The sequence below is a fragment of the Kineobactrum salinum genome, assembly GCF_010669285.1.
Lineage (GTDB): Bacteria > Pseudomonadota > Gammaproteobacteria > Pseudomonadales > Halieaceae > Kineobactrum > Kineobactrum salinum.
Genome location: NZ_CP048711.1, coordinates 1,561,714 through 1,587,999, shown reverse-complemented (window position 1 = coordinate 1,587,999; position 26,286 = coordinate 1,561,714). Strand labels below are relative to the sequence as shown.

21 protein-coding genes and 1 pseudogene are annotated in these 26,286 nt (G+C 57.2%); 9 read left to right on the top strand and 13 right to left on the bottom strand.

The window, feature by feature from the left end; genetic code table 11:
• Positions 1–185 precede the first annotated feature (185 nt).
• Positions 186–641: a DUF2059 domain-containing protein gene (locus G3T16_RS06760; protein WP_163494390.1), complete on the top strand. Its 456-nt coding sequence runs from the start codon at positions 186–188 to the stop codon at positions 639–641.
• Here the strand turns inward: G3T16_RS06760 and G3T16_RS06755 are convergent.
• Positions 613–1,782, bottom strand: coding sequence for an IS4 family transposase (locus G3T16_RS06755; RefSeq protein WP_163494389.1), 1,170 nt, complete (start codon positions 1,780–1,782; stop codon positions 613–615). The two genes, G3T16_RS06760 and G3T16_RS06755, sit on opposite strands and share 29 nt — an antisense overlap.
• 115 nt (positions 1,783–1,897) lie before the next feature.
• On the opposite strand from G3T16_RS06755, the gene G3T16_RS23025 reads away from it, so the two are divergent.
• From G3T16_RS23025 to G3T16_RS06730, 5 genes are all read left to right on the top strand, one after another.
• On the top strand, positions 1,898–2,584 hold the full coding sequence (locus G3T16_RS23025) for a tetratricopeptide repeat protein (protein ID WP_408610731.1): 687 nt from the start codon (positions 1,898–1,900) through the stop codon (positions 2,582–2,584).
• Positions 2,521–2,787 (top strand): energy transducer TonB, encoded by a 267-nt coding sequence (locus G3T16_RS06745; protein ID WP_163494387.1) that lies wholly within the window; start codon positions 2,521–2,523, stop codon positions 2,785–2,787. Before G3T16_RS23025 ends, G3T16_RS06745 begins: the two co-directional genes overlap by 64 nt.
• Positions 2,788–3,030: 243 nt before the next feature.
• Positions 3,031–4,116: a vWA domain-containing protein gene (locus tag G3T16_RS06740; protein ID WP_163494386.1), complete on the top strand. Its 1,086-nt coding sequence runs from the start codon at positions 3,031–3,033 to the stop codon at positions 4,114–4,116.
• Positions 4,113–4,367 (top strand): hypothetical protein, encoded by a 255-nt coding sequence (locus G3T16_RS06735; RefSeq protein WP_163494385.1) that lies wholly within the window; start codon positions 4,113–4,115, stop codon positions 4,365–4,367. The genes G3T16_RS06740 and G3T16_RS06735 overlap by 4 nt, the downstream gene beginning before the upstream one ends.
• Entirely contained in the window at positions 4,364–4,921 is a 558-nt protein-coding gene (locus G3T16_RS06730) for a DUF4198 domain-containing protein (RefSeq protein ID WP_163494384.1), read from the top strand. The genes G3T16_RS06735 and G3T16_RS06730 overlap by 4 nt, the downstream gene beginning before the upstream one ends.
• A gap of 342 nt (positions 4,922–5,263) precedes the next feature.
• Here G3T16_RS06730 and G3T16_RS06725 read toward each other — a convergent pair whose 3' ends face one another.
• From G3T16_RS06725 to G3T16_RS06715, 3 genes are all read right to left on the bottom strand, one after another.
• Complete coding sequence (locus G3T16_RS06725; RefSeq protein WP_163494383.1) at positions 5,264–6,781, bottom strand: Fic family protein; 1,518 nt, start codon at positions 6,779–6,781, stop codon at positions 5,264–5,266.
• 269 nt (positions 6,782–7,050) lie between these two features.
• Positions 7,051–8,175: a PRC-barrel domain-containing protein gene (locus G3T16_RS06720; RefSeq protein ID WP_163494382.1), complete on the bottom strand. Its 1,125-nt coding sequence runs from the start codon at positions 8,173–8,175 to the stop codon at positions 7,051–7,053.
• A 41-nt stretch (positions 8,176–8,216) separates the two neighbouring features.
• Positions 8,217–8,450 carry a hypothetical protein gene (locus tag G3T16_RS06715; protein WP_163494381.1) on the bottom strand — a complete coding sequence of 78 codons (234 nt, stop codon included), beginning with the start codon at positions 8,448–8,450 and terminating at the stop codon, positions 8,217–8,219.
• A gap of 140 nt (positions 8,451–8,590) precedes the next feature.
• Between G3T16_RS06715 and htpX the strand changes: the two are divergent.
• Positions 8,591–9,319 (top strand): annotated as a pseudogene (htpX, locus tag G3T16_RS23345) (protease HtpX); the annotation flags it as partial.
• A 232-nt stretch (positions 9,320–9,551) separates the two neighbouring features.
• On the opposite strand, the gene G3T16_RS23340 reads toward htpX, so the two are convergent.
• The 6 genes from G3T16_RS23340 to G3T16_RS06680 all read right to left on the bottom strand — a co-directional run bounded on the left by G3T16_RS23340 (position 9,552) and on the right by G3T16_RS06680 (position 17,578).
• Complete coding sequence (locus tag G3T16_RS23340) at positions 9,552–10,805, bottom strand: sensor histidine kinase (protein WP_163494380.1); 1,254 nt, start codon at positions 10,803–10,805, stop codon at positions 9,552–9,554.
• A complete protein-coding gene (locus G3T16_RS06700; protein ID WP_456298660.1) occupies positions 10,805–11,509 on the bottom strand; it encodes a response regulator transcription factor in 705 nt (234 codons plus the stop codon). Before G3T16_RS06700 ends, G3T16_RS23340 begins: the two co-directional genes overlap by 1 nt.
• 27 nt (positions 11,510–11,536) lie before the next feature.
• On the bottom strand, positions 11,537–13,942 hold the full coding sequence (locus tag G3T16_RS06695) for a carboxypeptidase regulatory-like domain-containing protein (RefSeq protein WP_163494379.1): 2,406 nt from the start codon (positions 13,940–13,942) through the stop codon (positions 11,537–11,539).
• 1,042 nt (positions 13,943–14,984) lie between these two features.
• Complete coding sequence (tmpT, locus tag G3T16_RS06690) at positions 14,985–15,620, bottom strand: thiopurine S-methyltransferase (protein ID WP_163494378.1); 636 nt, start codon at positions 15,618–15,620, stop codon at positions 14,985–14,987.
• A gap of 83 nt (positions 15,621–15,703) precedes the next feature.
• Entirely contained in the window at positions 15,704–16,774 is a 1,071-nt protein-coding gene (locus tag G3T16_RS06685) for an alpha/beta fold hydrolase (RefSeq protein WP_163494377.1), read from the bottom strand.
• Between the two features lie 117 nt (positions 16,775–16,891).
• Complete coding sequence (locus tag G3T16_RS06680) at positions 16,892–17,578, bottom strand: TetR family transcriptional regulator (protein ID WP_163494376.1); 687 nt, start codon at positions 17,576–17,578, stop codon at positions 16,892–16,894.
• Between the two features lie 91 nt (positions 17,579–17,669).
• Here G3T16_RS06680 and G3T16_RS06675 point away from each other — a divergent pair, with 91 nt between their 5' ends.
• Positions 17,670–18,866 (top strand): efflux RND transporter periplasmic adaptor subunit, encoded by a 1,197-nt coding sequence (locus G3T16_RS06675; RefSeq protein WP_163494375.1) that lies wholly within the window; start codon positions 17,670–17,672, stop codon positions 18,864–18,866.
• Positions 18,867–18,878: 12 nt separating this feature from the next.
• Positions 18,879–21,989, top strand: coding sequence for an efflux RND transporter permease subunit (locus tag G3T16_RS06670; protein ID WP_163494374.1), 3,111 nt, complete (start codon positions 18,879–18,881; stop codon positions 21,987–21,989).
• 19 nt (positions 21,990–22,008) lie between these two features.
• Here the strand turns inward: G3T16_RS06670 and G3T16_RS06665 are convergent, their stop codons facing one another.
• The 3 genes from G3T16_RS06665 to G3T16_RS06655 form a co-directional block, all read right to left on the bottom strand.
• The gene (locus G3T16_RS06665) at positions 22,009–23,316 is read right to left on the bottom strand and encodes a PQQ-dependent sugar dehydrogenase (protein WP_163494373.1); all 1,308 of its coding nucleotides are present in this window, start codon (positions 23,314–23,316) and stop codon (positions 22,009–22,011) included.
• A 94-nt stretch (positions 23,317–23,410) separates the two neighbouring features.
• Positions 23,411–23,740, bottom strand: coding sequence for a DUF2231 domain-containing protein (locus tag G3T16_RS06660; RefSeq protein WP_197911940.1), 330 nt, complete (start codon positions 23,738–23,740; stop codon positions 23,411–23,413).
• Positions 23,741–23,929: 189 nt separating this feature from the next.
• On the bottom strand, positions 23,930–26,110 hold the full coding sequence (locus G3T16_RS06655) for a TonB-dependent siderophore receptor (RefSeq protein WP_197911939.1): 2,181 nt from the start codon (positions 26,108–26,110) through the stop codon (positions 23,930–23,932).
• Between the last annotated feature and the right edge of the window lie 176 nt (positions 26,111–26,286).

Sequence of the window (26,286 nt, the reverse complement as noted above, 5' to 3'; positions counted from 1 at the left end):
CGACTGATCGAGGACAAAGCTGCCCCATATCAAAGCCTCATCCAGCTTCCGCGCCGGGTCGCGACCTCATTCCGACTCATTCTAGACCACTCGTCTGCTCCTGTCTGGTCTGTGGTTAAAATCGACGCTAGCATTCGTTGAGGTTAAACTCACGCGCTACGTTTCCCCCAACTATCGGAGCAAGAATGAAAGCGTTGAAGGTCTTCCTGCTATCAATATTTCTATGTGTGTCTTCAATATCTTTAGCTGATTCTGAGTCAGAGAAAGAGGCAGCCAAACTTCTGAACATAACGGGAATGGAGCGGGCTTTCGAGCAATCGATATCTCAAATGCTGGATCTTCAGCTGCAACAAAATCCAGCTCTGGTTCCCTACAAAGAAGTTATGCTGAAGTTCTTCAACGAACATATGAGTTATGACCGTCTGGAGCCTGATCTGTTGAGAATCTATTCTGAAGCGTTCAGTGCTGACGAGCTGAGAGAAATCAATAGTTTTTACACCACGCAGGTGGGGAAAAAGACGATTGAAGCGATGCCAGTCCTCATGGCACAGAGTGTCGAAATAGGAGTTGCTCATCTTGAGGAAAATATTGATGAACTTCACTACTGTCCGGTTAATTATGGAACAAATTCAGTTGGTTAGAAATCATGTCATCCTCCAGGATCTGTTTGGTGTCGAGAAAGTCCTTGTTTAAAGGGATATTTTCGAACAGGGTGATGGAAAATACCTGTAATAGAGTGTAGAGCGAAGGCTGCAAATCGAGGCGCTTTTTGATGATAGCGACGAGCACATATACCGACACAGCGGTCCAGATTTGCACCTTCACCGCGTTCTCCGATGTGCCGTAGAACTTCTTGATCCGGAGATGTTGCTTGATCCATTTGAAAAATAACTCGACTTGCCAGCGGGCCTTGTACAGCTCGCAGATGGTTATTGGTGGAGGACCGAACAAGTTGGTCAGGAAAATGAGTGTTTTCTCTGTCTCTGGATCTTTGAAGCGAATCCGACGCAGATGGTGGGGATAATGTTTGTGGCTGTAGAATCCCGACAGCGCCACCGTCTGATCGCAGATAATGCCCTGCGTCCGGTCGCTCGGAGCAGAGTAGATCCGCCGCAGGTCGGTATTCGATTTGGCGCGGGTGACAAAGAACGCTCCGGCGTCGTGCAACCCAAAGAGCCGTTCGAAATCGAGGTAAGCACGATCCATTACGTAGATTGCTGCCGGCTCCGGAATCAGCAGGTCGAGCACGTTGACATCGTGCATCTTGCCGTCGGAAACATGTATAAAACTCGGGATATTTCCGCGCAGGTCCAGCAGCGTGTGCATTTTGACCGCTGCCTTGGTGCTTCGAAATGGTGCCCACGGAAACAGCGAAAGGCAGAGGTCGATGGTTGTCGAGTCGAGCGCGTAAACCGTGTTCGACAGATCGAGCCCCAGGTCTTCTTCGGCGTAGAGCTTGCGGGCCTGTGCAATCAGCCGTTGCGCAAACTCGGCGTAGATTCTCCAGTCTCTCCGCTCGTTGGCATCGGCCAGCGTAGAGCGCTTGATCGGCGAACGAATGCCCATGTGGTAGAGCTTGGCCGATTGCGCCGAAAGACACGCTTCTATATCGCGCAGGCTTTCCCGGTAGGTCAGTTGCGCAAATGCCAGCACACGAAAATGTTCGGTGCACGGCAGCGTGCGTACACGACGATTTCCTGCATACCGATCGACGATTCGCGTGAACGTAGTCCATGGCAGGAAGTCCATCAACTGCGCAAACAGAGTTTTGCCGGTGTACATGGGGAGTCCTCTGGGAATAGATTCCCGGAAGGTCACCTGAAAGCGCAGTCGCGCTCAAGTCGACACCACAAATATTTGGCGAAAAAATTAGCCTATTCATACAGTTACGTGAATCATGGACTTAGTTAACCGGACAGTAGTGGATGAACTTCAAACAATGATAGAAGCAGAAGCCGGAGAGCCACTGCAAGCAGCGCTTATTGAAGAAGGTGCAGGAGTGCTATCTCCCGACTTGGACATACCGGAATTTCCGTTTCCCGAGACTACGGAAACCGACTTTGAAGGCGTGGAAACTGGGGGGTTGAGTCCGAGTGAGATCGCAGAGGTGAATAAGCGTTGCGAAGGCTACCGCTATGGCACACCGGGGTATCCCAAGGACCAAGAGCTGGCATTCACTTGGTGTACGCAGTCAGCAGAGCTAGGGGACCCCTACGGTCAGTCCATACTGGGCGCACTTTACTACACAGGAGAGGGTGTGGAACAAAGCTATCGGGATGCATTGTACTGGTTTACTCTGGCGGCTAATCGAGGGATGCCTTACGCGGCTTTCGCGCTCTTTCAGATGTATTTGGAGGGGAATGGGACCAAGGTCGACCAACGAACAGCGTTCATGTATCTCTCAAGGTCGGCTGAACTGGGAGGCAAGGAAGCCATGGAAGTTTTTGCTCAGATTAAGGCCCAGACCACAAGCCCCCTCCCTCGAATGAGGAGGTGCAGCGGCTCCTGGAGAGTCAAGGGATGGCGAAATTCGCGCCGACTTATCCGCCTGCGGCGCAGGGCGCTGGTATTGAAGGGTATGTAATTGTGGAATACTGCGTTGACTTCGACGGTCGCCCAATGAATATCCGCGTGATCGAATCTGTCCCGGAGGGCCTGTTCGATGAAGCGTCGATCGCAGCTACGAAAAACTTCCACTACTTGCCGGCGTTAGACGAGGGCGTGCCAGTTGAGAGGCATGGAGTTCAAAACAAGTTCACTTTTGAGCTGGAGCCCCCGGTTGAATAGGCGGAGTTATCGTCTGTACTGCTTGCAGCACGTCAAACTGTGCGAGGTTCTAGGTTGCGCAGGAATGTAGGCATGCGCTGGAAGCTCTGGGTCTGGTAGAGGAGCTGTTGCGGGGGTACCGCCACGCCGCGGACCTGCCCCGTGGTGAGCAGGCGCAGATCAGTCGACGGGGGTGGGGGCAGTGACCATCGACCCCGCCCTATGTATGATGGGGAAAACCGATAACCAACAGGGAGCCCCGGGATGAACCGATTGCTCGTCCTCCTTTTATTGCTGCTGGCCCCTCTCACGGCAGTGGCGGAACAGAATCTGCTGTTTATCCTCGACGCCTCGGGCAGTATGTGGGGCCGGGTCCAGGGGGAACCGAAAATCACCATCGCCCGGGACGTGATGGCGGACCTGGTGGGTGAACTGCCCGCCGACAGCCGCGCCGGATTGATTGCCTACGGCCACAACCGCAAGGGCGATTGCGACGATATCGAAACACTGGTGCCCCTGAGCCCGCTGCAGCGGGAGGAGCTGATCGAACGCATCCGGGCGCTCAATCCCAAGGGGAAAACCCCCATTACCGCCTCCGTCCACCGCGCCGTGGAACACCTGCGCGCCCTGGAAAGCGCCGCCAGCGTGGTGCTGGTGTCCGACGGCCTGGAATCCTGCGGCGGCGACCCCTGTGCCGCCGTCCGCGAGGCCCGGGAGGCGGGTGTGGACTTCCGCCTTCACGTGGTGGGCTTCGATTTGGGGGAGCAGGACAGCGAACAATTACAGTGCATGGCCCGGGCCGCGGACGGGCGCTATTTCAGCGCTGGCAATGCGGACGAATTGAGCAAGGCGCTGAAACAGGCGGTGGCGGAGAGCCCGGCCCTTCAACTGACAGTCACCGCCAACGGCGAGCCCGCGGCGGCGCGGGTATTCATCGAGCCGGCGGGAGGCGGCGACGAAGTGGCGCGGGCCTCCGTGGGCGACAGGGAAGAAAGCAATCCCCGGCGTATTGAGTTGCCCGCCGGTGATTACGACGTCCTCATACGGGCCCGGGGCATCGCCGGCAAGCCGGAGAAACACCTTACCGGGATCACCATCCCCGAAGAGGGCGAGGTGGAAAGGCAGGTGGATTTCTCCGCCGGCAAACTCGAGGTGAGGATCACCGCCAATGGCGAGCCCCTGAAGGCCCGCACCTACGTCTACCACGCCGACAGCGACGAGGAGGCCTCCCGGGGTCGGGTCGACAAGGAAGGCCTGGTGGACTACGACATCCCCCCGGGGAATACCGCATTCTGGTTCGACCAGACGGTATCGACGCCCCCGATCAGACTGTCGAGGGGGTCGTGGTGACCGGCGGAGAGACAAGCCGGCAAGCCGTGGACTTCAGTGCCGGGACCCTGGTGGTGCAAGTCACCGCCAATGGCGAGCCCCTGAAGGCCCGCACCTACGTCTACCACGCCGACAGCGACGAGGAGGCCTCCCGGGGTCGGGTCGACAAGGAAGGCCTGGTGGACTACGACATCCCCCCGGGGAATACCGCATTCTGGTTCGACCAGACGGTATCGACGCTCCCGATCAGACTGTCGAGGGGATCGTGGTGACCGGCGGAGAGACAAGCCGGCAAACCGTGGAATTCAGTGCCGGGACCCTGGCGGTGCAAGTCACCACCAATGGCGAGCCCCTGAAAGCCCGCACCTACGTCTACTACGCCGACAGCGGCGAGGAAGCCTCCCGGGGCCGTACCGACAAAAACGGCGACGCCAGCTATAGGATTCCACCCGGCGAATACCGCGTTAAAATCCGGCCGGATGGCATCGACGCGCCGGACCAGGTGATCGAGGGCGTTGTGGTGACGGCGGGGGAAGTCGCCGAACACAGCCTGGATATCCCCTCCGGCAGCATGGACCTCACCGTGGAGAACGACGGGGAGCCCCTGGAAGCCCGCACTTACCTGCGGGACCCGGAGCTCGACAAGGAGGTCTCGCGGAGCCGTACCGATAACCGGGGACAGGCCAGCTACCGGGTTCCCGTCGGCAATTATACGTTGCGCATACGACCGGACGGTATCGACGCACCGGACCGGATCGTGGAAACCGTGAGTGTGGCAAGCGGGCAGACCACCGAAGTGCGGGTAGACTTCGCCAAAGAGCAATAGCGCGGATTCCGGCCCGCGGTTCCGCAGCGTTGATATGCCTTACTCAGCGTTTCCCCGCTCCGCGGTATCGGGGTAGATCACCGCCGCAACACGCAGAATCCGTTCGGCGCTGTCTTCGAATAATCCGATCACCCGCAACTTCCGGGTTGCCTGCGGTGCGCCGTCGTCACCACGAAAGACGGGCGGCTACACGCGCCTCATCAACGTGCAGCGAAAACGACCAGCCATTGCGCTCACACAGCCGTTGAACGATACCCAGACCCAGACCATACCCATGAGACGATGACGCCTCGGTCGGCGTGTGCCGCCCATCAGCGTCACTGCTGGCCTGATTGGATAGCTTTAGCCGCTGACAAACCGCGTCAGAAACTTCGTGAATGGAGCGATGTCCTGGTCGACGCTGGCGGATTCCAGGGCGCGCATGTAGTCATCGCGCTTTTCGACCGGAATGACGGTCCAGGGGTAGCCCCCGGAGGCCATCATGGCGTTCATCAGGAATCGGCCGATGCGGCCGTTGCCGTCCATATAGGGATGAATATAGACAAAGATGAAATGCCCGAGTACGACGCGGACCTGGGCGGCGGTTTCCTCTTCGAGAAGTTCGAAGAAGGCGGGCGTCAGGTCTCTTACGGTCTCTTTGTTTGGCGGCACATGCATCGACTTTCTGATATAGACCGGGCCGTTTCTGTAGCCGGCGAGGTCGGACGGTTTCAGGATGCCTGCGGTCACGCTGGGTGCAAAGAGCTCTCTATACCAGGTGGCGTGGTCATTCTGGGCGGTGAGACCGGGATTTTCGCCGCCGAGTATCTTTTCTATGCTGGCTTTGACGGCCTGGAAGGCCTGCCAGTAGCCGCGGGCTGCCAGGGCGTTACGGTGGTTTCGGTCATGATCGTCATCGTCGGGATTCCAGGAGCCGGCTTTGACGCGCTCGATCAGCGCGCGGCTGACCTGATAACCCTCGATTGACAGTGAATGGTAGGCATCAGACGTATAGATGTCCTCGACCTGCTTGAGATAAGCGGCCTTGTCTGTGGGCGGTCCCGGCGGTTCCGGGAAATTATCCAGGACAGGCTCGCGCATCGTTTCCCACATCAGCCGGATACGGCTGACATAGGGTGACGGTTCTCTTTTGGTGAAGGTCATCGGGCTGGGCGCAGTAAAGGGATCCCTTTCCCTGACGGTATAGCCCGCCGCTTTCATGGTTTGCAGGATGTCTTTGGCGATATTGTTCCGGCCTATATTGCGAAATGCCCCGGCCAAGCGGCCGGCAATGGTGCTGTGGCCGCCATCAAGGAGCCGGGCCAGGAGGTCGGAGGCGTCGCCTGTGAGAGACAGCGCGGCCCGCATATTAGTCGGATTCTGGCGATATACGCCAGGCGCGCATGCGATCAGGGCCGCCGGAAGCGTATAAACTTGCAGCCCCTGGATTTTGACCCGGTCCCCGCGAGGAGGAAGATCGGCCCGGATGTCGAGCAGGGAGGTCCCGTGGGGCAGGGTGATCAAATTATTGCCGGATTTCTTCGTTCTGACGAGGAGCTGCTTCGGGACCGTCCAGTTTCCTGCGTGCAGGACGAGGGACTGTTCCGGCGACAGGCACCAGTCGTCGCCAAAGCGGGAATCCAGATAAGAACCGCAGAATGGCCAGAAAGAGGCGTACCAGGCCGTGCTGTCGCCGGCCTTTTCATCGGGGCGGCAGGATATGTACCATCCCTTGATGACTTCCTTCAGGAAGCCGTTGCGGAGCAGGCGCTCGCGGTGGGTGCGGGTCAGTTCCTTTGAGCGTATGGCCACCTGGCCGCGATCCTGTAAGTCCTTCAGGACCGAAAGCGACTCCGCCAGTTTTTCAGAAGGGGCGGCCATAGGGTATTGCTCGTGTTTTGTCTTGTACCATAATTAGTATATTGTGTTGTATCATGATTAGTATAATGTGTCGAGGGAATATTCGTATATTGTGTTGATCGTGATTGTCAGGAGTAGCGTCGTGAAAAACGATAACAGGCCGTGAAAAAACGATGAATATCTTGGTTCTCTCTGAAGTTTAATGACGGGCGCACCCTGACCGGGACGGGGCTCGACCCTGCACACTGTGGGCGGAGGAGGTTTCTCGGATAAGTCGCGGGCGGCGGGCTTTATGGTGCCCGGTCGTCGTGCTCTCGAAGCAAGGGATTGGCTTTTTCACCACGCCGATGACCAGCCCTGCGCCACCCTAAACCACCTGCAATGGCCAAAGCGGTACCTACCAGCGCCGCCACCACTCCATGAATGACGTTTACCTTCTCAAGGTACAGACGGATACGGTCCCAAGCACTCACATCGACGAGAATCTGCTCTCGAAACGTTTGAACCGTCAGCGGCGGCAAATCTTCTTCACCCTGCTTCAGCAGTGCCAGTAGGGACAAGGTCAGGATGCGATTCTCGCCGGGACGAGTCGGCGTGATCGTCCAGTTCCACTCGGTCGTACGGTCGTCGAGAACGGTGCGTATCTGAGGCCCTTGCGGGTCAATGCGGAAATCCGGGCCCGAAAGATCGGCCCGCATGCGCAGGGCGTAATCGATGCCGTCGCGCATTCGGATCGTGCCAGAGAGATTCGGGTCAAGTACCTCCTCCGGTCCGAGAGGGGACATAACCGGGGCGAGTGCGAACTGAATGCGCGCTGCCTCGTTGAGAAAGAGCCGATCAGGTGCGTTGAAGGCGACACTTGCCTCTTTGAGTTGATCTGCAATCTCGGGCGGGACCTCAGCAGCCTGCATCGGCAGATACCGGCGTTGATTCTCAGGCATTGCCTCGAGTTCGTCACGTGAGAAATTCACCCGGATAGTGTTGTAACCTGAATCAATCGTGACATCGTTGACGTCGACCATGACCTCTTTCGAACCCATAGCAAGAAACCCGCCATAGGAGATGATAACGGCGGAGGTCGCGCCGTTATTGTCAAAAATTACACCCTCAAGCATCCCCCCTCCGCCTGGCCGGCCGTCTTTTGCCACGACTTCAGCGCCGATAAGTCGTGTGAGATTTTCTCGGAAGGGATCCGAGTCGATCAAATTTTGGTCTTCCGGCTCTCGGTTGGCGGCAGAAGCTGCTGGCTCATTAGGCCAACGCGATAGGGCCAGTGCGGCCATAATGACCAGCACACCCGCGAACGCAACCATCAATCCGGCCGCGACAAGTCCAATACTCAGGTTTCGGGGTTCCGCCATGACCGCACTCTCAATGTCTGCGTCCTTGCCGAGTTTAGCAGCGATGCTCTTCACGAACCACAACCGGCAAAGCCCCAAATCGACTCAAAATTCACCTAACGGCAGGCGCTTCGCTTTTCGTTCGAGAGTTCCCGTTTCTGCTTAAGAATGCTCGCCAATTCATCGGCCAATTGCTGCGTGATCTTGTCAAACCATCCCTTGCCGCTTTTACCATGTGCGGTCTTCTGCTCGATTGATTTCAGTTGTCTGTAGAGCTCTTTGTATTCCCTTTTGTCGCCGTAGCCCAGAAAGTCAGCTACTTCCAGCTGTGTTCGGACACCTTCGAGCAAATCGGCCAGCTTTTCGTCTTCCTCCGTTGTCCGTTCTGAATTTTCCGTGAGCTCCTCTGCATTTTGACCATTCGTCTTGAAACTTTTCCTGTCCGCCCTAATCTCACTGATTGCACAACCAAGCTCGGAGTCAAAAAGCGATGAAACGCATCCTGCTATTCTTGGGCACCAACCTCGCCATCCTGTTGGTGCTGACCGCCTTTATCCAGATATTCGGTATCGACCGCTGGTTGGTGGAGCGGGGTTACGGCGACTATACTGGCCTGCTGGTGTTGGCCGCGATTTTCGGCATGGGCGGCTCCTTCATTTCTCTGGCCGTCTCCAAGTGGATGGCCAAGACCATGATGCGGGTACGTGTCATTGATCAGCCGCGCAGCGCAGATGAGCAGTGGCTGGTCCAGACCGTGCAGCGTCAGGCGCGCCAGGCCGGCATCGGCATGCCCGAGGTCGGCGTTTACGAATCCCCGGTGATGAATGCCTTTGCCACCGGCATGAGCAGGGACAATGCCCTGGTCGCCGTCAGCAGCGGCCTGCTGCAGAACATGGATCGCGATGGCGTGGAGGCAGTGCTCGGCCATGAGGTCAGCCACGTTGCCAACGGCGACATGGTCACACTCGGCCTGATCCAGGGCGTTCTCAATACCTTCGTCATCTTCTTCGCCCATGTGGTGGCACGCTTACTGATACGGGGTGAGCGCGGTAGCGGGTTTGCCTATTTCGGAGTGGTAATCGTGCTGGAGATTATATTCGGCCTGATCGCCAGCATCATTGTCGCCTGGTTCTCGCGCTATCGTGAGTTCCGTGCTGACGTCGGCGGTGCCCGGCTTGCCGATCGCCGCAAGATGGTGCTCGCCCTTAAGTCGCTACAGAAAAGCTATGGCGAGAGTGACATGCCCAAGGAGCTGGCTGCGTTCGGCATCAGCGGCCGCCTGGGTCAGGGCTGGCGCGGCTTTTCGCCAGCCACCCACCGCTACAGGAACGCATCGTTGCTCTGGAGCGCTCGACCGGGATGTGACCATTCAGCGATGGCGCCAGTGGCCATTGAGGCCCGTCTTGAGTCACTTTCAGAAGAACCGGAACCGGGTAGGTGGTCTGCCGTCGTCACCACGAAAGACGGGCGGCTACACGCGCCTCATCAACGTGCAGCGAAAACGACCAGCCATTGCGTTCACACAGCCGTTGGACAATACCCAGACCCAGACCATACCCGTGAGACGATGACGCCTCGGTCGGCGTGTGCGGGCCGTCAACGTCACTGCTCGTCTGATTGGTGATCAATAGCTCATGCTCTTTGATGTGAATCGTGATCGGTCCCTGCCCGTCGAGCGTGTGCTCGAACGCATTTTGCACCAGATTATTGACCGCGATAGAAAAAGCCTGTGGATGCCCGTAGACTCTGGGTTTTGCGAGATCGTTGATCTCAACATCGGTGAAGTCGATCTCAACATCGACGCACTTGCCGTTCAGCAGGTAGCGCTGCTGATCAATCGCCCGGCTCACCAGCGGCATCACTAAAAACTTCTCGTCATACAGCCCATCGTCGGTTTCGCGAGCGAGGCACAAGAACATTTCAATCGTGGTTTTCATGTCGAGCGTCGCACGCCTCACTCGATCTACCACCTTCACATCGGCCGCTGACAGATCGCTTTGTTCCAGCAGCTCAAGCGCGCCTGTTATAACCGTGATCGGCGTCCGCAACTCATGACTGGCTGAATCGGTAAAGTATCGCTCCCTCGCAACAAATGCGCTGATACGCTCAAGAGTCTTCTCAATGGCCCCAGCGAGCACGCCAACCTCATCATCGCCGAATCGGCTGGAGTCTATGCGTTTATGATCTTCGGCTGACAGATGTTCCAGGTCGATGTCCGCGACCACTTTGGCGAGTTGCGCGACAGGGGCGATAGCTCGACGCATCACAACAACTCCCAGCCCGAAACCAAGAGCACCGAGCGCACCAATGACGCCGGTGATAACAAGCAGCCACCACCAATCCTCTGACGACGAAGCCTCAATCCCGGCAACGTCGAAAACCACAAATGCGTGCCGCTGTTCATTGGCGGCAGGTACTACTGCGACATGCAACTCTTCGGTACTGAATTCGTATAGTCCCTCATCGGGGTTTGTCTGTGCCCATTCCCTGAGTGATTCCGGCAGGCTACCAACCTCATCGTATCCGCGAAGGTTCATCGTCAGAGACGGATAGCTTTCGGCGGCTAGCTGTAGCTGGTTCGCCAGCACACGGTCTTCGCTCAACCTGATCGCACCGAAGAAAGCGAATCCCCAGGCCACGCTGAGTACAGCAACACACGTCGCAAACGCAATTGCGACACGCTTGCGCAAACTGTGCCGGTACATTACTGAGTATCCTCTGCAATTCGGTACCCGATGCGATGCACCGTATGAATTAGCGGGCTATCAAACGGCCTATCGATAGCCTGTCGCAGCTTGTACAAGTGCGAGCGAAGCGCATCACCATCGGGGCGTTCGTCAGCCCACAACAAAGTTTCAAGATCATCGCGAGCCACAACAGACGGCGCCTCTTCCATCAATCGTTGAAGTAGTCTCATGCCAGCAGGGGTAAGATCGACGCGCCGTCCCGCGCGATGCACTTGCAGCGTGGACCTGTTCATGGTCAGATCACCCACAGTTAACAGATTGTCGGTTTTTCCGTGACTACGTTTGTACAGCGCCTGCAGTCGCGCATGTAGCTCTTGTAATGCGAATGGCTTGACCAAATAGTCGTCGGCTCCCGCCTTGAACCCCTTAAGTTTATCATCAAGCGTGTCTCTCGCCGTTAGCATAAGCACGGGCGTTTCTACTTTGGCATCAGCTCGCAGCTTTTGGCAGAAACTTAGGCCATCCATCCCCGGAAGCATCAGGTCCAGGACAATAACGTCGAACGGATTCGTCAACGCCAGGTGCATCGCGTTTATACCGTCATAGGCAAAATCCATAACATAGCTATGCTTTTCAAGATACGCGGCAATGTTCTCGCAAATGTCGCGGTTGTCTTCGACAATCAACACTCTAATCGGCACGGCACCAAGCGCGTGTACCATCTGCTGCTCCCCCTTACCAGGCATGATTTACCAAGCATAGTCCAGTCGCAGACCAATAAGCGGCTCGGCTTCGTTATCGTCTTTCACTTCAACGCCTCGGCGGTAGTCAAACTCGGTGTCGTCGCTCGACGACGCTGCGGTTACGTTGATGACATCGAGAAAAGCCGTTGCATCTATTGGACCAAATGCACGTCTATAGTCGACGCGAACATTAAACAAGCTGTAACTGCTTTTGCGACCGACATTGCGCTCTGTGATCTCTTTCGAGTAGCGTAGAGGTTGCCCGTCTCCCAACACGTCTGAGTGTATAATAAAGCGGTCGTCAGGCCTGCCAGAAAGAAATTTGTAGCGACCGGCGACCTTCCAGCGGTCGCTGATTTCCCAGGTCAGGCCGAGGGTAGCGACATGCTCGCGGTTGAATTCGGCGGCTACGTCACCGCGACCGTCTTTCCGGTCGACTTCGGCATCGTTGTAGGAGTAGGTTGCGGTAGCGTAGATGCCTTCGCGAATCGTGCTATTGGCCACGATATCGACGCCGTACGATGTGCCGTCTCCAATGTTTGCAAACGTTCCGCTTGCTCGATCAAGGTCTACCACCAGGTTGTCGAGGTTTTGGTAATAGGCTTCAGTCAACACCGACCAGTTTTTGTTCGGAAAATACTGAAAGCCGATACTGCTGTGCGTGATTTCTTCGTTCTCAAGGGCGTTTGACTCGTTAGCGGCAAGGTGTAAAAACCGTGGCGACTGATGAAATAGCCCTGCGGTCGCAAAATATCTCATCGTTGTACTCGGTCGCCAGTTGACGCTGAACCTGGGCGACGCGAAGCTTTCGTCTGCAAAGCCGTCCCGTTCGAACCGCACACCCGTGCGAATATCCCAATCGCCGAGCTCAAAAACTTGATCTACGTAACCTGCATAGTTCGTTTCTTTATGACTTAGTGAAGAGTTGATGTCCACGGGAGTCAGCACGATAAAGCGCTGATCGGGGTCTGGTCTAGAATCATCGTCGTCGTAGACAAATCGGTTCCAATCACCATCCAGGACGGTGTCGTAGTCCAGTTCAATTTGCGTTGCTCGAATACCGGCACTGAACACGCCCCATTGATTCACTGTCTCGAAGTCGCTTCGCCAGCCAATCTCTGTTTCATCTTCAACGATGGTAATAATGTCTTCCCGCACCGGAAAACTGGAGGCGGGCGATCCAGCAGGTACGAGATCAGGAAATGCTTCACCCTCTGAACTGATCTTGTCGCTTGTGCGGTGGTAAATCTTGTTGGTCCAGACAGCGTTTTCGCCGATCAAAGATCGCAAGGTCAGACCGTACAAATCACTATCTTGTTGAAAATCCAGAAGCGCAGCATCCTCGAAATTGGGCGACTCGAAAACGTGAGTCACGTCGCGAGTATAGTCTTCGTGTGTGTCCATCAGTAGAATTTCGAACGTGTGATTCTGGTTGATTGGTATGACCGACTTTACGATGATATCTCTCAACACAGGATCCCCAATGTCTAGTTCGTCGATAGTTTCAAACAAGGCGCCGAAATCCAGTCGTCTAGCAGAAACGAGCATCGTTGAGTCTTCAGTGATACCGGTAGGGCCGTCGTAACCAACTTCAAAGCCCGCAAGGTCAAGGCGTAGACTTGCTGAAGGGCTTGGATTGCCATCGGCGACTTCCAGTTTGAGTAGTGATGCAGCCCGGCCGCCATAAGCTGCACCCCACCCACCCGGTGAGAACTCTGCACCACTGATAACGTTCGGTGCGAAAATCGAGAAGCGGCCGCCACCACCGACATCTTCGTCTTCACCCAGGGTCGCATCAAAGTGCACCGCTTTATCAAAGGGAAAGTCATCAACGAATATCAAATTATCTCTCGGCCCACGGCCGCGTACGCTAAAGCTTGCGAATTCACCAGTGGATGCCAGGCCCGGTAAGCCGTCCAGCGAGAGGAGCGGATCTGCGCCACCGCCAACAGCACTTCGCAACGCTTCTCTGTTGAGATAGGTGCTGGAAGCTGATGCAGCTGCATCAGCTCGCCGTGCTCGAACCACCAATTCCTCAATTACCTTTTCTATCAGTTCGAATTCAATTTTGATATTCTTTCGCCTAATCACGCGTACGCTTGGTTCATACGATGAAGCGAACCCGCCTTTGGCTACGGTCACCGAGTAGAGACCGGGGTCGAGCTGTTCAACGACGATGCGACCTTGTGCGTCGGTCTCTACAGATCGCGTGGAATTGGTTTCCCGTTTCGTGATCGTGATCTGCACGGTTGAGATTGGCCGGTCAGTTTTCTGGTCTTTGACAATGACAGTCAGCGCACCGGGCGCCTCTGCTGCGTGGCTAAAAAGTGGAAAGCCAATCAGGAGCACCGACAGAGTCAACCACGATACATGCCTAAAATGCCTGCTAATATTGCTAAATTGCCTGCTCATATCGCTCTTCCTCCAAGAATCGGCCATATTTATCTGGTGAAACGCTGGAAGGTTAACAACGCCAATGTGACTAAAATGTCGCTGAAATGTGAGAACTACATCAGAGCCCGGATGCCTACAGCCAGTTCAACTCGAGGGAAATATCGGTACCACGCTATGTAACGCGGCGCGCGGTACGTTGTGAAGCGCCACGTGCGTCTCACTTTTTTATCGACATTCGTGAAGTATAGGAGGTATAGGAAGAATAAACAGGTAATCAGGCCTGGTCCAGCCTGTAAACCCTGACCGCAAAGGCGCAGGTCAAAGAGGGCCAGCGCCAACTGCCGGGGTGAATTGACGACTGCCAGCAATACACACGCAAGGGCAAAGCCAATGCAGGTCGACTGGGTGTAGCGCACGCCATCGTTGCGATCGAGGCGGCTGCCGATCCAGGGCCGCATTACTTTGATTGGCCGATTGGGGTTGGCCTTGCGTTATTGAGACTTCCACCGCACCCGGGAATCGGGAAATGGAGCTCACAACGATTCAGGTACTTCGGTCATAGGGCCGACCTCACTGAGGCCGATCAGCTTATATCCTTGAGCCTTGTTCCTGACGCCATTTATAACCGGAAAGCGTTTCCGCGGAGGTTTTGAATGCCATCGGCAAATTTACCTATCCTAACGCCATAACCGTGCCTATGCTGGACTATTGTCACCGGGAAGTTTTCCTTAAAAATGCCCATATTGGGCACTATCATGCCCATTCTGAGTGAATTTAGGCGAAGTCACCAACTCTGGACAACTAGGCTGACAGAGTGGGGTATCTGCGATAGATAAGCATATGGGAACGGAGCCGATTGCTTGACCGCTCTTTGGTGACTGGGGTCAAGCTGTGATGGACAGGAAAGGGCGTACAGCTTGAAGCAAACAGAAATCATTAATCAGTTCCGCGAGGGTCCTCGGCAGCTTCAGGGTCGATTGCGCCCAGATAATTGAGCGCCTATTGCGTCACATCCAGGTCCCGAGAGGCGTGCGCTACAGAACCGGCCAAGTGGCCCCCATCAACAGTGAAGCAGCCAGGCTGACTCCATCGCCTCGACCTTGCCTTTCAGCCCTACGGGCACGGACTGCCGGGTCAGTTCCGTCAGCTGGTAAACGGCGCCATAGTGGCGGCCGACTTCGTCCTGGTCAATAGAGAAGGGCGGGCCGTCCATTTGCGATTGGTCGTAGTCGAAGGTGATCAGCAGTTGCGGGGCGCCGTCGGTGATCTCGACCAGGTGGGCGGTATAGCGCTGCCGGATATCGGCCGGTAAGGCCACCAGGGCCGCACGGTCGTAGACGGCCTGCACCGGGCCCAGTGTGTCGCGATGCAGGGCGAAGATATCGCCCACGAAGATGTCGATATTGTTGGCGCTGTATTGTGTCAGGCTGCCAGCCTTGCTAATTCGCGGTTCCAGGTCGAGTTCGCGGAATAGCTGGGTGATGGCAAGCTCGCTCAATTCCGCCCCCGCCACGCGGTAGCCGCGCTCGAGCAGCCAGGCGATGTCCCGGGTCTTGCCGCACAGGGGGAGGAAGATACGGCTCCCGGTGCGGATGTCGAGGCGCTGGAAGTGGGCCTGGAGCAGTGTGTTGGGCTCGCCCTCGTGAAAGGCGATATCACCTTCGCGCCATTTGTGGTGCCAAAATTCAGTGTCCATGGGGACTCCTTTTCCAGGTGCTGCCGCGCACGCTGGGATTGGCGAAGATTGCAGGCAGGTGCGCCATTAACCCGGCAGATCCGTCATTCGCTGCCAATAAACTCGGTGACCTCGCCAATGAAACGGTCACGTCCGCGTTCCGGACGATCGAGGTGCACGTAATGAGTCGCCTCGGGAATCAACACGGACCTGATTTCCTTGGCATGGACTAGGTGCTGCGCCAGAGTTTCGCGGTCTGCCGACCGTGACCAGAAATCCCGTTCCGTGCCGATGATCAGCACGCGCGAATCAACCAGCGATGCATCCCACAGTTGGCGACCGGTCGCCATATAGAAGCTGTCTTCCAGTGCGCCACTCGGAGCGCGGAAACTCGGCGGCTCGCGCGTACCCGCAGTGTCATCACTTGCCAGCGCCGCTTCCGCATAGGCGTCTGCCACGGCGGGATCACGCCAGGCCGATTTGTCTTCCACCGGGATGCTTCTGTCCCACGAACCGAACAGCGATGACGCCGCATTGAAACGATAGGCGCCGACTGCTGCTGTATTGAAGCGGCCCGGGCGATCGGAATCCTCAAGCCCGGAACCGTGGCCGATCAGGGAATGTTCATCGCTGCCGCCGTACAGCGAGTTGTAGATGACCAGGTGGCTGATGCGATCCGGATGCAGGCTGGCGTAATAACCACCCCAGTGTCCGCCGGTTGCCCAGCCGAGCAGCGCGATCCGCTCGACCGACTGCCGCTTGCGGATGAACTCGACCACCGCGGCAATGTCCTTCACTACCGCGGGTGAACGCACCAGCGGCGGATTCTCGTCACGCGCTTCGGACATTTCGGGCGGGCGTGTCGAAAAACCGTAACCACGCGCATCCATAATGTAGACCACATGCCCGGCGTTGGCCAGGTCTGCCGCGAGCGATCCGTTGGGCACCGGCAGGTCGAAGGACGCCACGCCGGGGACACGCGCGCCGTGCAGCAGCAGTATCGGCACGGCGTCCCCTTCTGCCGTATCCGCGCGCACTTCCCTGATGAACAGGGATATTCCATGTTCGCCATCGACGAACATGTCCTCGCGTTCAATATTTCCCCCCGATACCGTGGTTGCCGGCATCAACAGCATGACGAAAAGTGCAACTGCAGCTTGCATTGCTCCTGACATCTTCAGCCTCCGTAACAATATCCACAGAGGCTATCGACCATGCTGCCGCTATGATGTTCCTCACTCCCGGTCAAAGTGAACAAGCTTGAGCCCAGCCGAACATCTGCGCCCTGGGTTTTAAGTGGGCTTGCGCAGCGCGCTGGACAGGCGCAGCATATCGAAGAGAGCCCCCACGTTGCGCTCGCCCATCTTGGCCAGATTGTAGGCATCGGGCTGGAGTAGCCAATCCTCCAGCACGCCCACCAGTGCGCCGTGTAAAACGGCGGCAGCCAGCTTGATGTCCAGATCCTGGTCCAGCTGGCCCGCTTCCACCGCCAGCTGGAGCATATTTCGCATGTGCTCGATAGCGGTGCCCCGTCCTTCTTCCATCCGCTGGTGGATTTCGCCGCTCTCGGTCACCAATTCGATGCGATGGAAAATGATGTCGAGGATCAACTGCCACTCGCGGTTGTGAGCAACTTCCGTGTAGAGCTCGAGCCACCGGGATCGCAGTTCGCCCAATGGATCTTTGCGCAGACGTTCGGGATCAGTTTCGCACAGAGTGTCCGCGGGAAGGCGGATACGTGCCGTGAGCGCATTGACCAGGTCGGCTTTGTTCTTGAAATGGCCGTAAATGGCCCCGCGTGTTACCCCGGCCAGCTTGGCGATATCCGTCAGGGACGGACGCGCCACGCCACGTTCGTGGAAAACCGTTACCGCGGCATCGACGATATGCTCGCGAGTTTTCAAAGCATCCTCTTTTGTGCGTCTGGCCATGATCTTCTCAGCTAATTTGTAATGCACGCCGTGGCGCGAATTCAGCATGATACATTTATATTCACGAATGAACAATAACTTGACATACATTTATGAATGTATATAATTGCGGGCCATATTCTCCAAGAGATTTTCCATTGTGCAAAGAGCATGCTGCGCTATCACTGTAGTGTCGTTCGTCGCCGTCCTGCTGAGCGCCTGCAGCAGCGAGGCGCCTTCTCCGCATCAGCCAGCGCCAGAAGTTTCCGTAATAACCCTGCAGTCCGAGCGTGTGACCATCACCCGCGAGCTGTCGGGCCGTACCAGCCCCTTTCGGGTGGCAGAGATCCGTCCTCAGGTCAACGGCATTGTCGAGCAGCGCTTGTTTACAGAAGGCGCTACTGTGAAATCCGGTGAGCCCCTCTATCAGCTCGACGAGGCCATGTACCGGGCCGATTACAACAGCGCCAAAGCCACTTTGGAGCGGGCGGAGGCGGCCCTGGAAATAGCGCAACTCAACGCTGGCCGTCTTGCGGGACTGGTGGAGAGCGGCGCCGTCAGCAAGCAGGAAGGAGATACCGCGAGAACCACTCTGCGACAGGCCGAGGCCGACGTATCCGTTGCCAGGGCGGCGTTGGCCCGCACTGAAATATCCCTGAATTATGCCAGCATCAGCTCGCCCATCTCAGGCATCGTCGGACGCTCCACAGTCACTCAAGGCGCTCTGGTTACGGCCAACCAGGCTGAACCACTGGCCACTGTGCAGCAGTTGGATCCCATTTATGTGGATGTGAATCAGTCCGTGGTGGAGCTGCTGGCGCTGCGCAAGGCCCTTGAAGGGGGCAGGCTCTCCCGAGGAGACCAGCTGCCGGTAACGATCGTGTTGGAAGGCGGCAGTACCTATGAACGCGAGGGCAGCCTTGCCTTTTCTGATGTCAGTGTGGATCCATCCACCGGAAGCACTCTGTTGCGCGTCGTCGTAGAAAACCCCGACCACGTGTTGCTGCCTGGGATGTATGTGCGGGCGGTTATCGGCGAGGGCGTACGGAATAACGCAATTTTGGTACCGCAGCAAGCTATCGCTCGCAATCCCCGCGGCGACACCAGTGCGATGGTGGTCACGCCCGAAGGCGAAGTGGAACATCGCCAGGTGACCGTGAGCCGCAGCATTGGCGACAAATGGCTGGTTGAGGGCGGCTTGAACGCTGGCGAGCGGGTGATTATTGAGGGGCTGCAGAAGGTTCAGCCCGGCGATGCACTTTCCGCGCATCAAATCAGCGAGGCATCTATGGCGGGTCACGACAGGGACTTTCCGGAAATGGCCGCGACTTTTCCTTCAACAGCTGCCGTGCAGTAAGGCGGTTTCCGAGTGGCACGTTTCTTTATAGACCGTCCGATTTTCGCCTGGGTAATCGCCATTGTCGTCATGTTGGCGGGCGGCCTGGCGATCACCTCTTTGCCCGTTTCCATGTATCCCACCGTGGCCCCGCCCGCGGTGGAAGTGCGGGCCACCTACCCCGGTGCTTCGGCGAAGGTAGTGGAGGATTCGGTTACCCAGATCATCGAGCAGAACATGAAAGGGCTCGATGGGCTGATTTACTTTTCCTCAAACAGTTCGTCCAACGGCTCGGCCACCATTACCCTGACCTTTGCCAGCGGCACCGATCCGGATATTGCCCAGGTACAGGTGCAGAACAAGCTGCAGCTGGCCATGCCCATGTTGCCTCAGGAGGTGCAGCGTCAGGGTATTAATGTGAGTAAATCCACGAGCAGCTTTCTGCAGGTGGTGAGCTTCGTATCCGCGGACGGCAGTATGGACCAGACCGATATCGCCGATTACGTGGGTGTGAATATTGTGGATCCGCTCAGCCGGGTGAGTGGCGTGGGCAACCTGCAGGTCTTCGGAACCCAGTACGCAATGCGCATCTGGCTGGACCCCAACAAGCTTGATACCTACCAGCTGGCGGTGCCGGAAGTCGTAAGCGCCATACAGGCGCAAAACGCACAGGTGGCGATCGGGCAGCTTGGGGGTACGCCGGCCATCGACGGGCAGCAATTGAACGCCACCGTCAATGCTCAGGACCGGCTGCAAACACCGGAGCAGTTCCGCGAGATTGTGGTGCGCGGCACCCCCGACGGATCAGCGCTGACTCTGGGCGATATCGCGCGAGTGGAGGTAGGCAGCGAGGTCTACGACTTCCAGGCCCACTACAACGGCCAACCCTCGTCCGGTATCGCCATCTCCCTGGCGACCGGCGCCAACGCATTGGAAACCGCGCAAGCGGTGAAAGCCGCACTGGCCGAACTGGAACCCTATTTTCCGGCGGGGTTGGAGACAGTAATTCCCTTCGATACCACGCCCTTCGTGCAGGTCTCAATCGACAACGTCATCAAGACCCTGCTTGAAGCCATTGTACTGGTTTTTGTGGTGATGTTTCTGTTCCTGCAGAACCTTCGCGCCACCATCATTCCCACTATCGCAGTGCCGGTGGTCCTGCTGGGTACCTTCGGTGTGCTGGCGGCTCTGGGCTTTTCCATCAACATGCTCACCATGTTTGCCATGGTGCTGGCCATCGGCCTGCTGGTGGATGACGCCATCGTGGTCGTGGAAAACGTAGAGCGCCTGATGAGCGAGGAAGGGCTCTCGCCCCTTGAAGCCACGCGCAAGTCCATGGATCAGATCACCGGCGCGCTGGTGGGTATTGGCCTGGTGTTGTCAGCGGTGTTCGTGCCAATGGCGTTTATGAGTGGCTCTACCGGGGTAATCTATCGTCAGTTTTCGGCGACCATCGTTTCTGCCATGGCCCTGTCGGTGCTGGTGGCCATCGTACTCACTCCCGCGCTTTGCGCCACCATGCTCAAGCCCTTGACGAAGGGCGAGCATCACGGGACGAAGGGTTTCTTCGGCTGGTTCAATCGTACATTCGACAAGGGCAGTAGCAAATACCGCCGCGGCGTGAAAGGTATTCTCGCCCGCAAGGGCCGCTTCATGCTCATCTTCGCGGCCATGTGCGCAGTAATGGCCATTCTGTTCATGCGCCTGCCCAGCTCTTTCCTGCCGGAAGAGGATCAGGGCGTACTCATGGCGATGGTACAAACACCCGTGGGCGCCACCCAGGAGCGGACCATGGCCTCCATCCGCGCGCTGGAACAGCACTTTTTGGAAAACGAAAGCGAAGCGGTGGAATCGGTGTTCACGGTCCAGGGCTTCAGCTTTGCAGGCATGGGCCAGAATACCGGCATCGCCTTTATCAAACTCAAGGACTGGGACGAACGTACAGGGGAAGCACTCGGCGCCCAGGCCGTAACGAACCGCGCCATGCAGGCTCTGGGTGGGGTGAAGGATGCTATGATCAATGTCTTTGCGCCACCGGCCATGCCGGAGTTGGGGATTGCCGCGGGCTACTCCTTCTTTCTGAAGGACACCGCCGCCCTCGGCCACGAGGCCATTGCGCAGGCACGGGATCAGTTGCTTGCAGTGGCGGAGGAAAGTCCGTTGGTGCAGAACGTGCGCCATAACGGTCAGCCGGATACGCCTCAGCTACGGCTGGACATCGACAACCAGAAGGCGAGCGCATACGGGCTCTCCGCCGCCACCATCAACGCCACCCTGTCGGCGGCCTGGGGCGGTCAGTACATAGATGACTTCAACGATCGCGGCCGGGTCAAGCGCGTGTATCTGCAATCGGACGCCCCCTTCCGTATGAGCCCCGAGGACTTCAATCTCTGGTCGGTTAAAAACAACCGGGGTGAGATGGTGCCCTTCTCCGCCTTTGGGCGCTATTACTGGGATTACGGTTCGCCGCGGCTGGAACGTTATAACGGCGTATCCGCCATGGAGATTCAGGGCGAACCCGCGCCGGGAGTGTCTTCCGGTGAAGCCATGGCAGAAATGGAACGTCTGGTGAGCCAACTTCCGCAAGGCTTTGCCCTGGAATGGACCGCTCTGTCCTACCAGGAACGCGAGGCAGGTTCGCAAACCACCCTCTTGTATACGCTTTCGTTACTGGTGGTCTTTCTTTGCCTGGCCGCCCTGTATGAAAGCTGGACCGTGCCAACGGCGGTACTGCTGGTGGCTCCACTCGGTGTGCTCGGAGCGACCTTGGCCAACACAATGCTCGGCATGCAGCGGGATATTTACTTCCAGGTGGCCATGTTGACAACCGTGGGGCTGACCAGCAAGAACGCCATCCTCATTGTGGAGTTTGCAAAGCAGTATCTGGAAAGCGGCATGGAGCTGTTCGAGGCCACCCTGCAGGCGGTCCGGGATCGCCTGCGCCCGATCCTGATGACCTCCCTGGCCTTTGGCTTTGGGGTATTGCCCCTGGCCATCTCCAGTGGGGCCGGCTCTGGCGCGCAACGGGCCATCGGCACGGGAGTGCTGGGCGGCATGCTGGCAGGCACCTTGTTGGGGATCTTCTTCATACCCTTGTTCTTTGTGGTGGTGCAGTCGCTCTTCGGCCGCAAGAAAAGCCGGTGATGGCCCGGACCGGCAGCTGCTATAACGACTGGTCTCCCTCAAAAGTCACTCGCCAGATGGTGTTGGAAAGATCATCTGCCACAATGACGGCGCCGCGCGGGTCCACGGTCACGCCAACCGGTCGTCCGCGGGCCCTGCCATCTTCCGTGAGAAATCCGGTAACAAAGTCGACCGGTTGGCCGTCGGGGCGGTTATTACTGAACGGTATAAAGACCACTTTGTAGCCAACCGGCTCCGAGCGGTTCCAACTGCCGTGCTCGCCGATGAATACGCCCTCCGCGAACTCGGCGCCCACTGCGGGCGTAGAGAAATCAAGACCGAGCGCGGCAACATGCGCCCCCAGGCTGTAATCCGGAACAATCGCCGATTCCACCTTGGCAGGATCCTGCGGCCGCACACGTGGATCAACATTCTGTCCCCAGTAACTATAGGGCCAGCCGTAAAAGCCGCCTTCACGAACAGCAGTAAGATAGTCGGGAACCAGGTTTGGCCCGAGTTCGTCCCGTTCGTTCACGACGACCCACAGCTGATCTGTCCCTGGTTGAATGGTAAGCGCAGTGGGGTTCCGCAGGCCGGTCGCATAAGGCTTGTGCGCCCCGGTCTGCGCATCTATCTGCCAGACCTCGGCCCGATTGACTTCCGCCGCCATACCGCGCTCGGTGATATTGCTGTTGGAACCGATACCCACGTACAGAAAACGTCCATCTGCGCTGGCTGTCATCGCCTTGGTCCAGTGGTGGTTGATCTCTGACGGTAGCCTGGTAATTTCCACAGGCGGCCCGCTGGCCCGGGTCTGACCTTCCCTATAATCAAACCGAACCAGCGCGTCCTGGTTGGCGATGTAGAGATTGTTGTCGACCAGGGCAAGGCCGTAGGGCGCGTTGAGGTTGTCAGCGAAAACAGTCTGTTCCTCGTAGATACCGTCCCCATTGCCATCGCGCAGAAGGGTCAACCTGTCACCGCTTTCGACGGTGGTGGTTCCCTGTGATTTGAGAAAACCCGCAATGAGGTCTTTGGGCTTGGATAGCGGCGCATTGCCCCCACTGCCTTCGGCAACAAGGATATCGCCGTTGGGCAATACCAGTGTCTGGCGCGGGATCTTGAGGTCGGTGGCAATGGCCGTGACGGTATAGTTTTCCGGTACCGTTGGAACCTCATCGCCCCACTCCGCCTGGTCGAGAACCGTTATGTCGGGCAAGAGCCCTCGCTGCGGTTCTGGAAGTTCGGGATCAGGGCCATACTGCTGTCCCGGGTCGGGAGCGCCGCCCCCGCAGGCAGTCAGAAGGACCGGTAAAAGGGTGACATAAAGAGCGCTGGCAAGTCTCATTCCCTACCTCCTGCACTGAGACGGGAGAAACCGATCCAGGTCGCTGCAGAAGCCAGAACGGTAACGACTATCGAAAGAATCAAGCCGGCGGGCATCATCCCCAGGCGTCCCTGGCATGGATCAGCGCGTTGAAGAGGCCGACAATCCAGGTGATCAGCAGCAGAAGAAAGTAGGCGAGGGGAGGCCCGCGACGGCGGTCGGCATGAAACAGGCCTGCAATTGCACACAACAGCGCGAGACCGGCGAAAACAAGGCCGCCGGCAATCAACCAGGAGGCAAAGGTGCTCCACTGTATATAGTGGCTCGACCAGTAGGCATAATCACTCAACAGGGCGCCAAGAAAGAGCGGAATGGTTCCGGCAAGCAGTATTGCATGAAGCGGATGCAACCCGCGTCGATAAGTGCGGTCGGCAGTAGCCGTCATGTTGTACTCCTCCTTGCTGACTCAGCAGAAACTCTACGCCCGGGTCGGGCCTGGCCAGGCTTCGAGCCATACCCCAAGGCCAAAATGCTGAGCATTCGACCGGAGTATAGTTCATCGGTGTGAAACAGGGTGTATTCTGTACGCACCACGGGCCAGGTGCCCTCTGACGATCCCCCTGGCTTCATTGCTCTAGTTGAAGCGGTAGTTGAGGCTGACGGTATAGCTTCTTGGCGTACCGTAGCGATACGAGCTGAACTGCCCAACCTGTGAGTAGTACTTTTCATCGGTGATATTGGCTGCATTGAATTGTACGTGGAGTGAGTCCGTGAATGCATAGCGGGCCATCAGATTGGCCAGCACATACGCATCCTGGGTAAATCGATCGGGGTTGCCGATGGGATTCGTGCCTTCAGAATAGGTCTGGTTCTGCCACTTCAGGCCGCCGCCAATCATGAGCCCTGGCATCGAATCCTCGAACCGGTAGGTGGTAAACAGATTAAACTGCCTGGTGGGGATGTCGGTGTTGACGTCATCACCCTGTGCATCTTCCGCTGTGTACTGGGAGTAGCCGGCGGTGATGTTCCAGCCGTCAATGGGCTGTCCGACCACTTCAAGCTCGATACCGGTACTCTGTGCCCCCTGTGCGGCAATATAGGCCGTGCGCTGTTCCGGTGTACCGACATAGTCGGTATCTACCTGGGCCAGGTTGTCCTGTTCAATATCAAACAGGGCGATCGTGGTATGCAAACGGTCATTCAGGAAGCGGCTTTTCAAGCCGATTTCAGAACTCTTGCCAATCAGTGGGTCAAGGAAATTGCCACCGGCATTCCGATTGCTTTGCGGCTTGAATATCTCGGTATAGCTCGCGTAAACACGGTGGGTGTCGGTCAGGTCATACAGCGCCCCCGCATAGGGGATGAATTCATCCTCATCGCCATAATCGATGTTTCCGCTCCAGTCAAAACCGGTGCGTAGCCAGGTGGCCAGCCGGCCACCCAGAATGAACTTCAGGTTGTCAGTGGCTGAAATACGGGTGGCAGCGTAGTAACCGCGCTGTTCGGTAGCGATGTCCTGGGACTGGATCCGCTCCTCTGACCACTCGGGCTCCCGAAGATCTCCCCACTCGTAGAAGTTGTCCACATCGACCCTGTCGAAACCGCCGCTCATGTCGCCGCCCAGCGGGTCCTGGGTGAAGGTCTCGGCTTCCTGATCGCTGTACAGGGCCCCCAGAACAAAATCATGGGTCTGGTTGAACAGGCTGAAATCCCCTTTCAATTGGACATCGAAGCTGTCCTGTTTGGATTCGCCGTCACTGCGGTAACGTTGGGCGTTCAAGCCGGCGCCGGTTTCCCTGTCCAGGTCACCGTAGACGTACAGCAACCGGGTGTCTTTTTCGTACAGGAGCTTGTTGTAATTGGCAAGAAGTTCCCAGCCATTGTCAAACACCTGGTTCAGGCTGAGGAAATAGTTGGTATTGGTGGTTTCCCAGCGGTTCCAGTCCATGGCGGTAGTCTTGGAGACATCCCAGCGGGTTTTGCTGCCATCGGAAAAGAACGTTGGCAGTGCGCCCCACACCGTACCTTCGGGGTTGCTGTGCTGATAGCTTACGCCCACGCGTAGTAGCGTGGTTGCACTCAGGTCCGCGTCCACCACGCCGTAAAATACGTTCTTGTCGTCTTCGTAGTAGTCAACGTGGGATTCACCGCTGAGGTGCCTGGCCACTACACGCCCGCGAACGCTGCCACTTTCATTCAGGCCAGAGGAGATATCAGCGCTCAGGCGCCTCTTGTTCCAGCGGCCCGTCGCCACGTCCACATAGCCGTTCAGCTCGCTGCTGTCGGCGTGCTTGCGAACCAGGTTGATAGAGGCCGAAGGGTCACCGACGCCTGTCAACAGGCCGGTCGCGCCGCGCACGAATTCAATGCGTTCGTAAATGGCCGTATCGGCTACCGTTTCTCCAGAATCGCCGCCCAGACTCCAGGAAGTGGGTACGCCGTCGATCTGGTAGCTATCAATACGAAAACCTCTGGAGTGAAAGTTGTTGCGTACATTGTCAACTTCCTCGGAGGTAACGCCGACCGCGTTATTGACCGCTTCCAGAATGGTGGTGATATCCTGGTCCTGCATTCGCTCATGGGTCAGAATCGATACGGACTGGGGGGTCTCCTGCAGTGTCAGGCCAAGGCCTGTGGCCGTGTCCAGTGTTTGTCCGACACTATACTTGCCAGTGACCGTGACCTCTTCAATCGCGTCTCTATGGCTATTTTTCTGTGATCCTTTGTCGGTGTCGTGGGCTGGCTCCTGGGCCAGAGTCAGTAGCGGCTGGGCGCCAAACATAATGGCTGCCGAGAGAAGGAGTTTGGCTTTCACGAGAGTGCTCCAATGCTGGTTGTGTGACAGATGGTTCCGGTATGCTAACACTAATAATAACCATTATCATTCGTCTTTGTAGAATTTCTTGGGAATATCCGTGATGCCAGGGGTGCTGGAGCGCTGAGGACTGGGGGTGGCCAACATTTGTTGACGCACAAGATACGATTGATAAT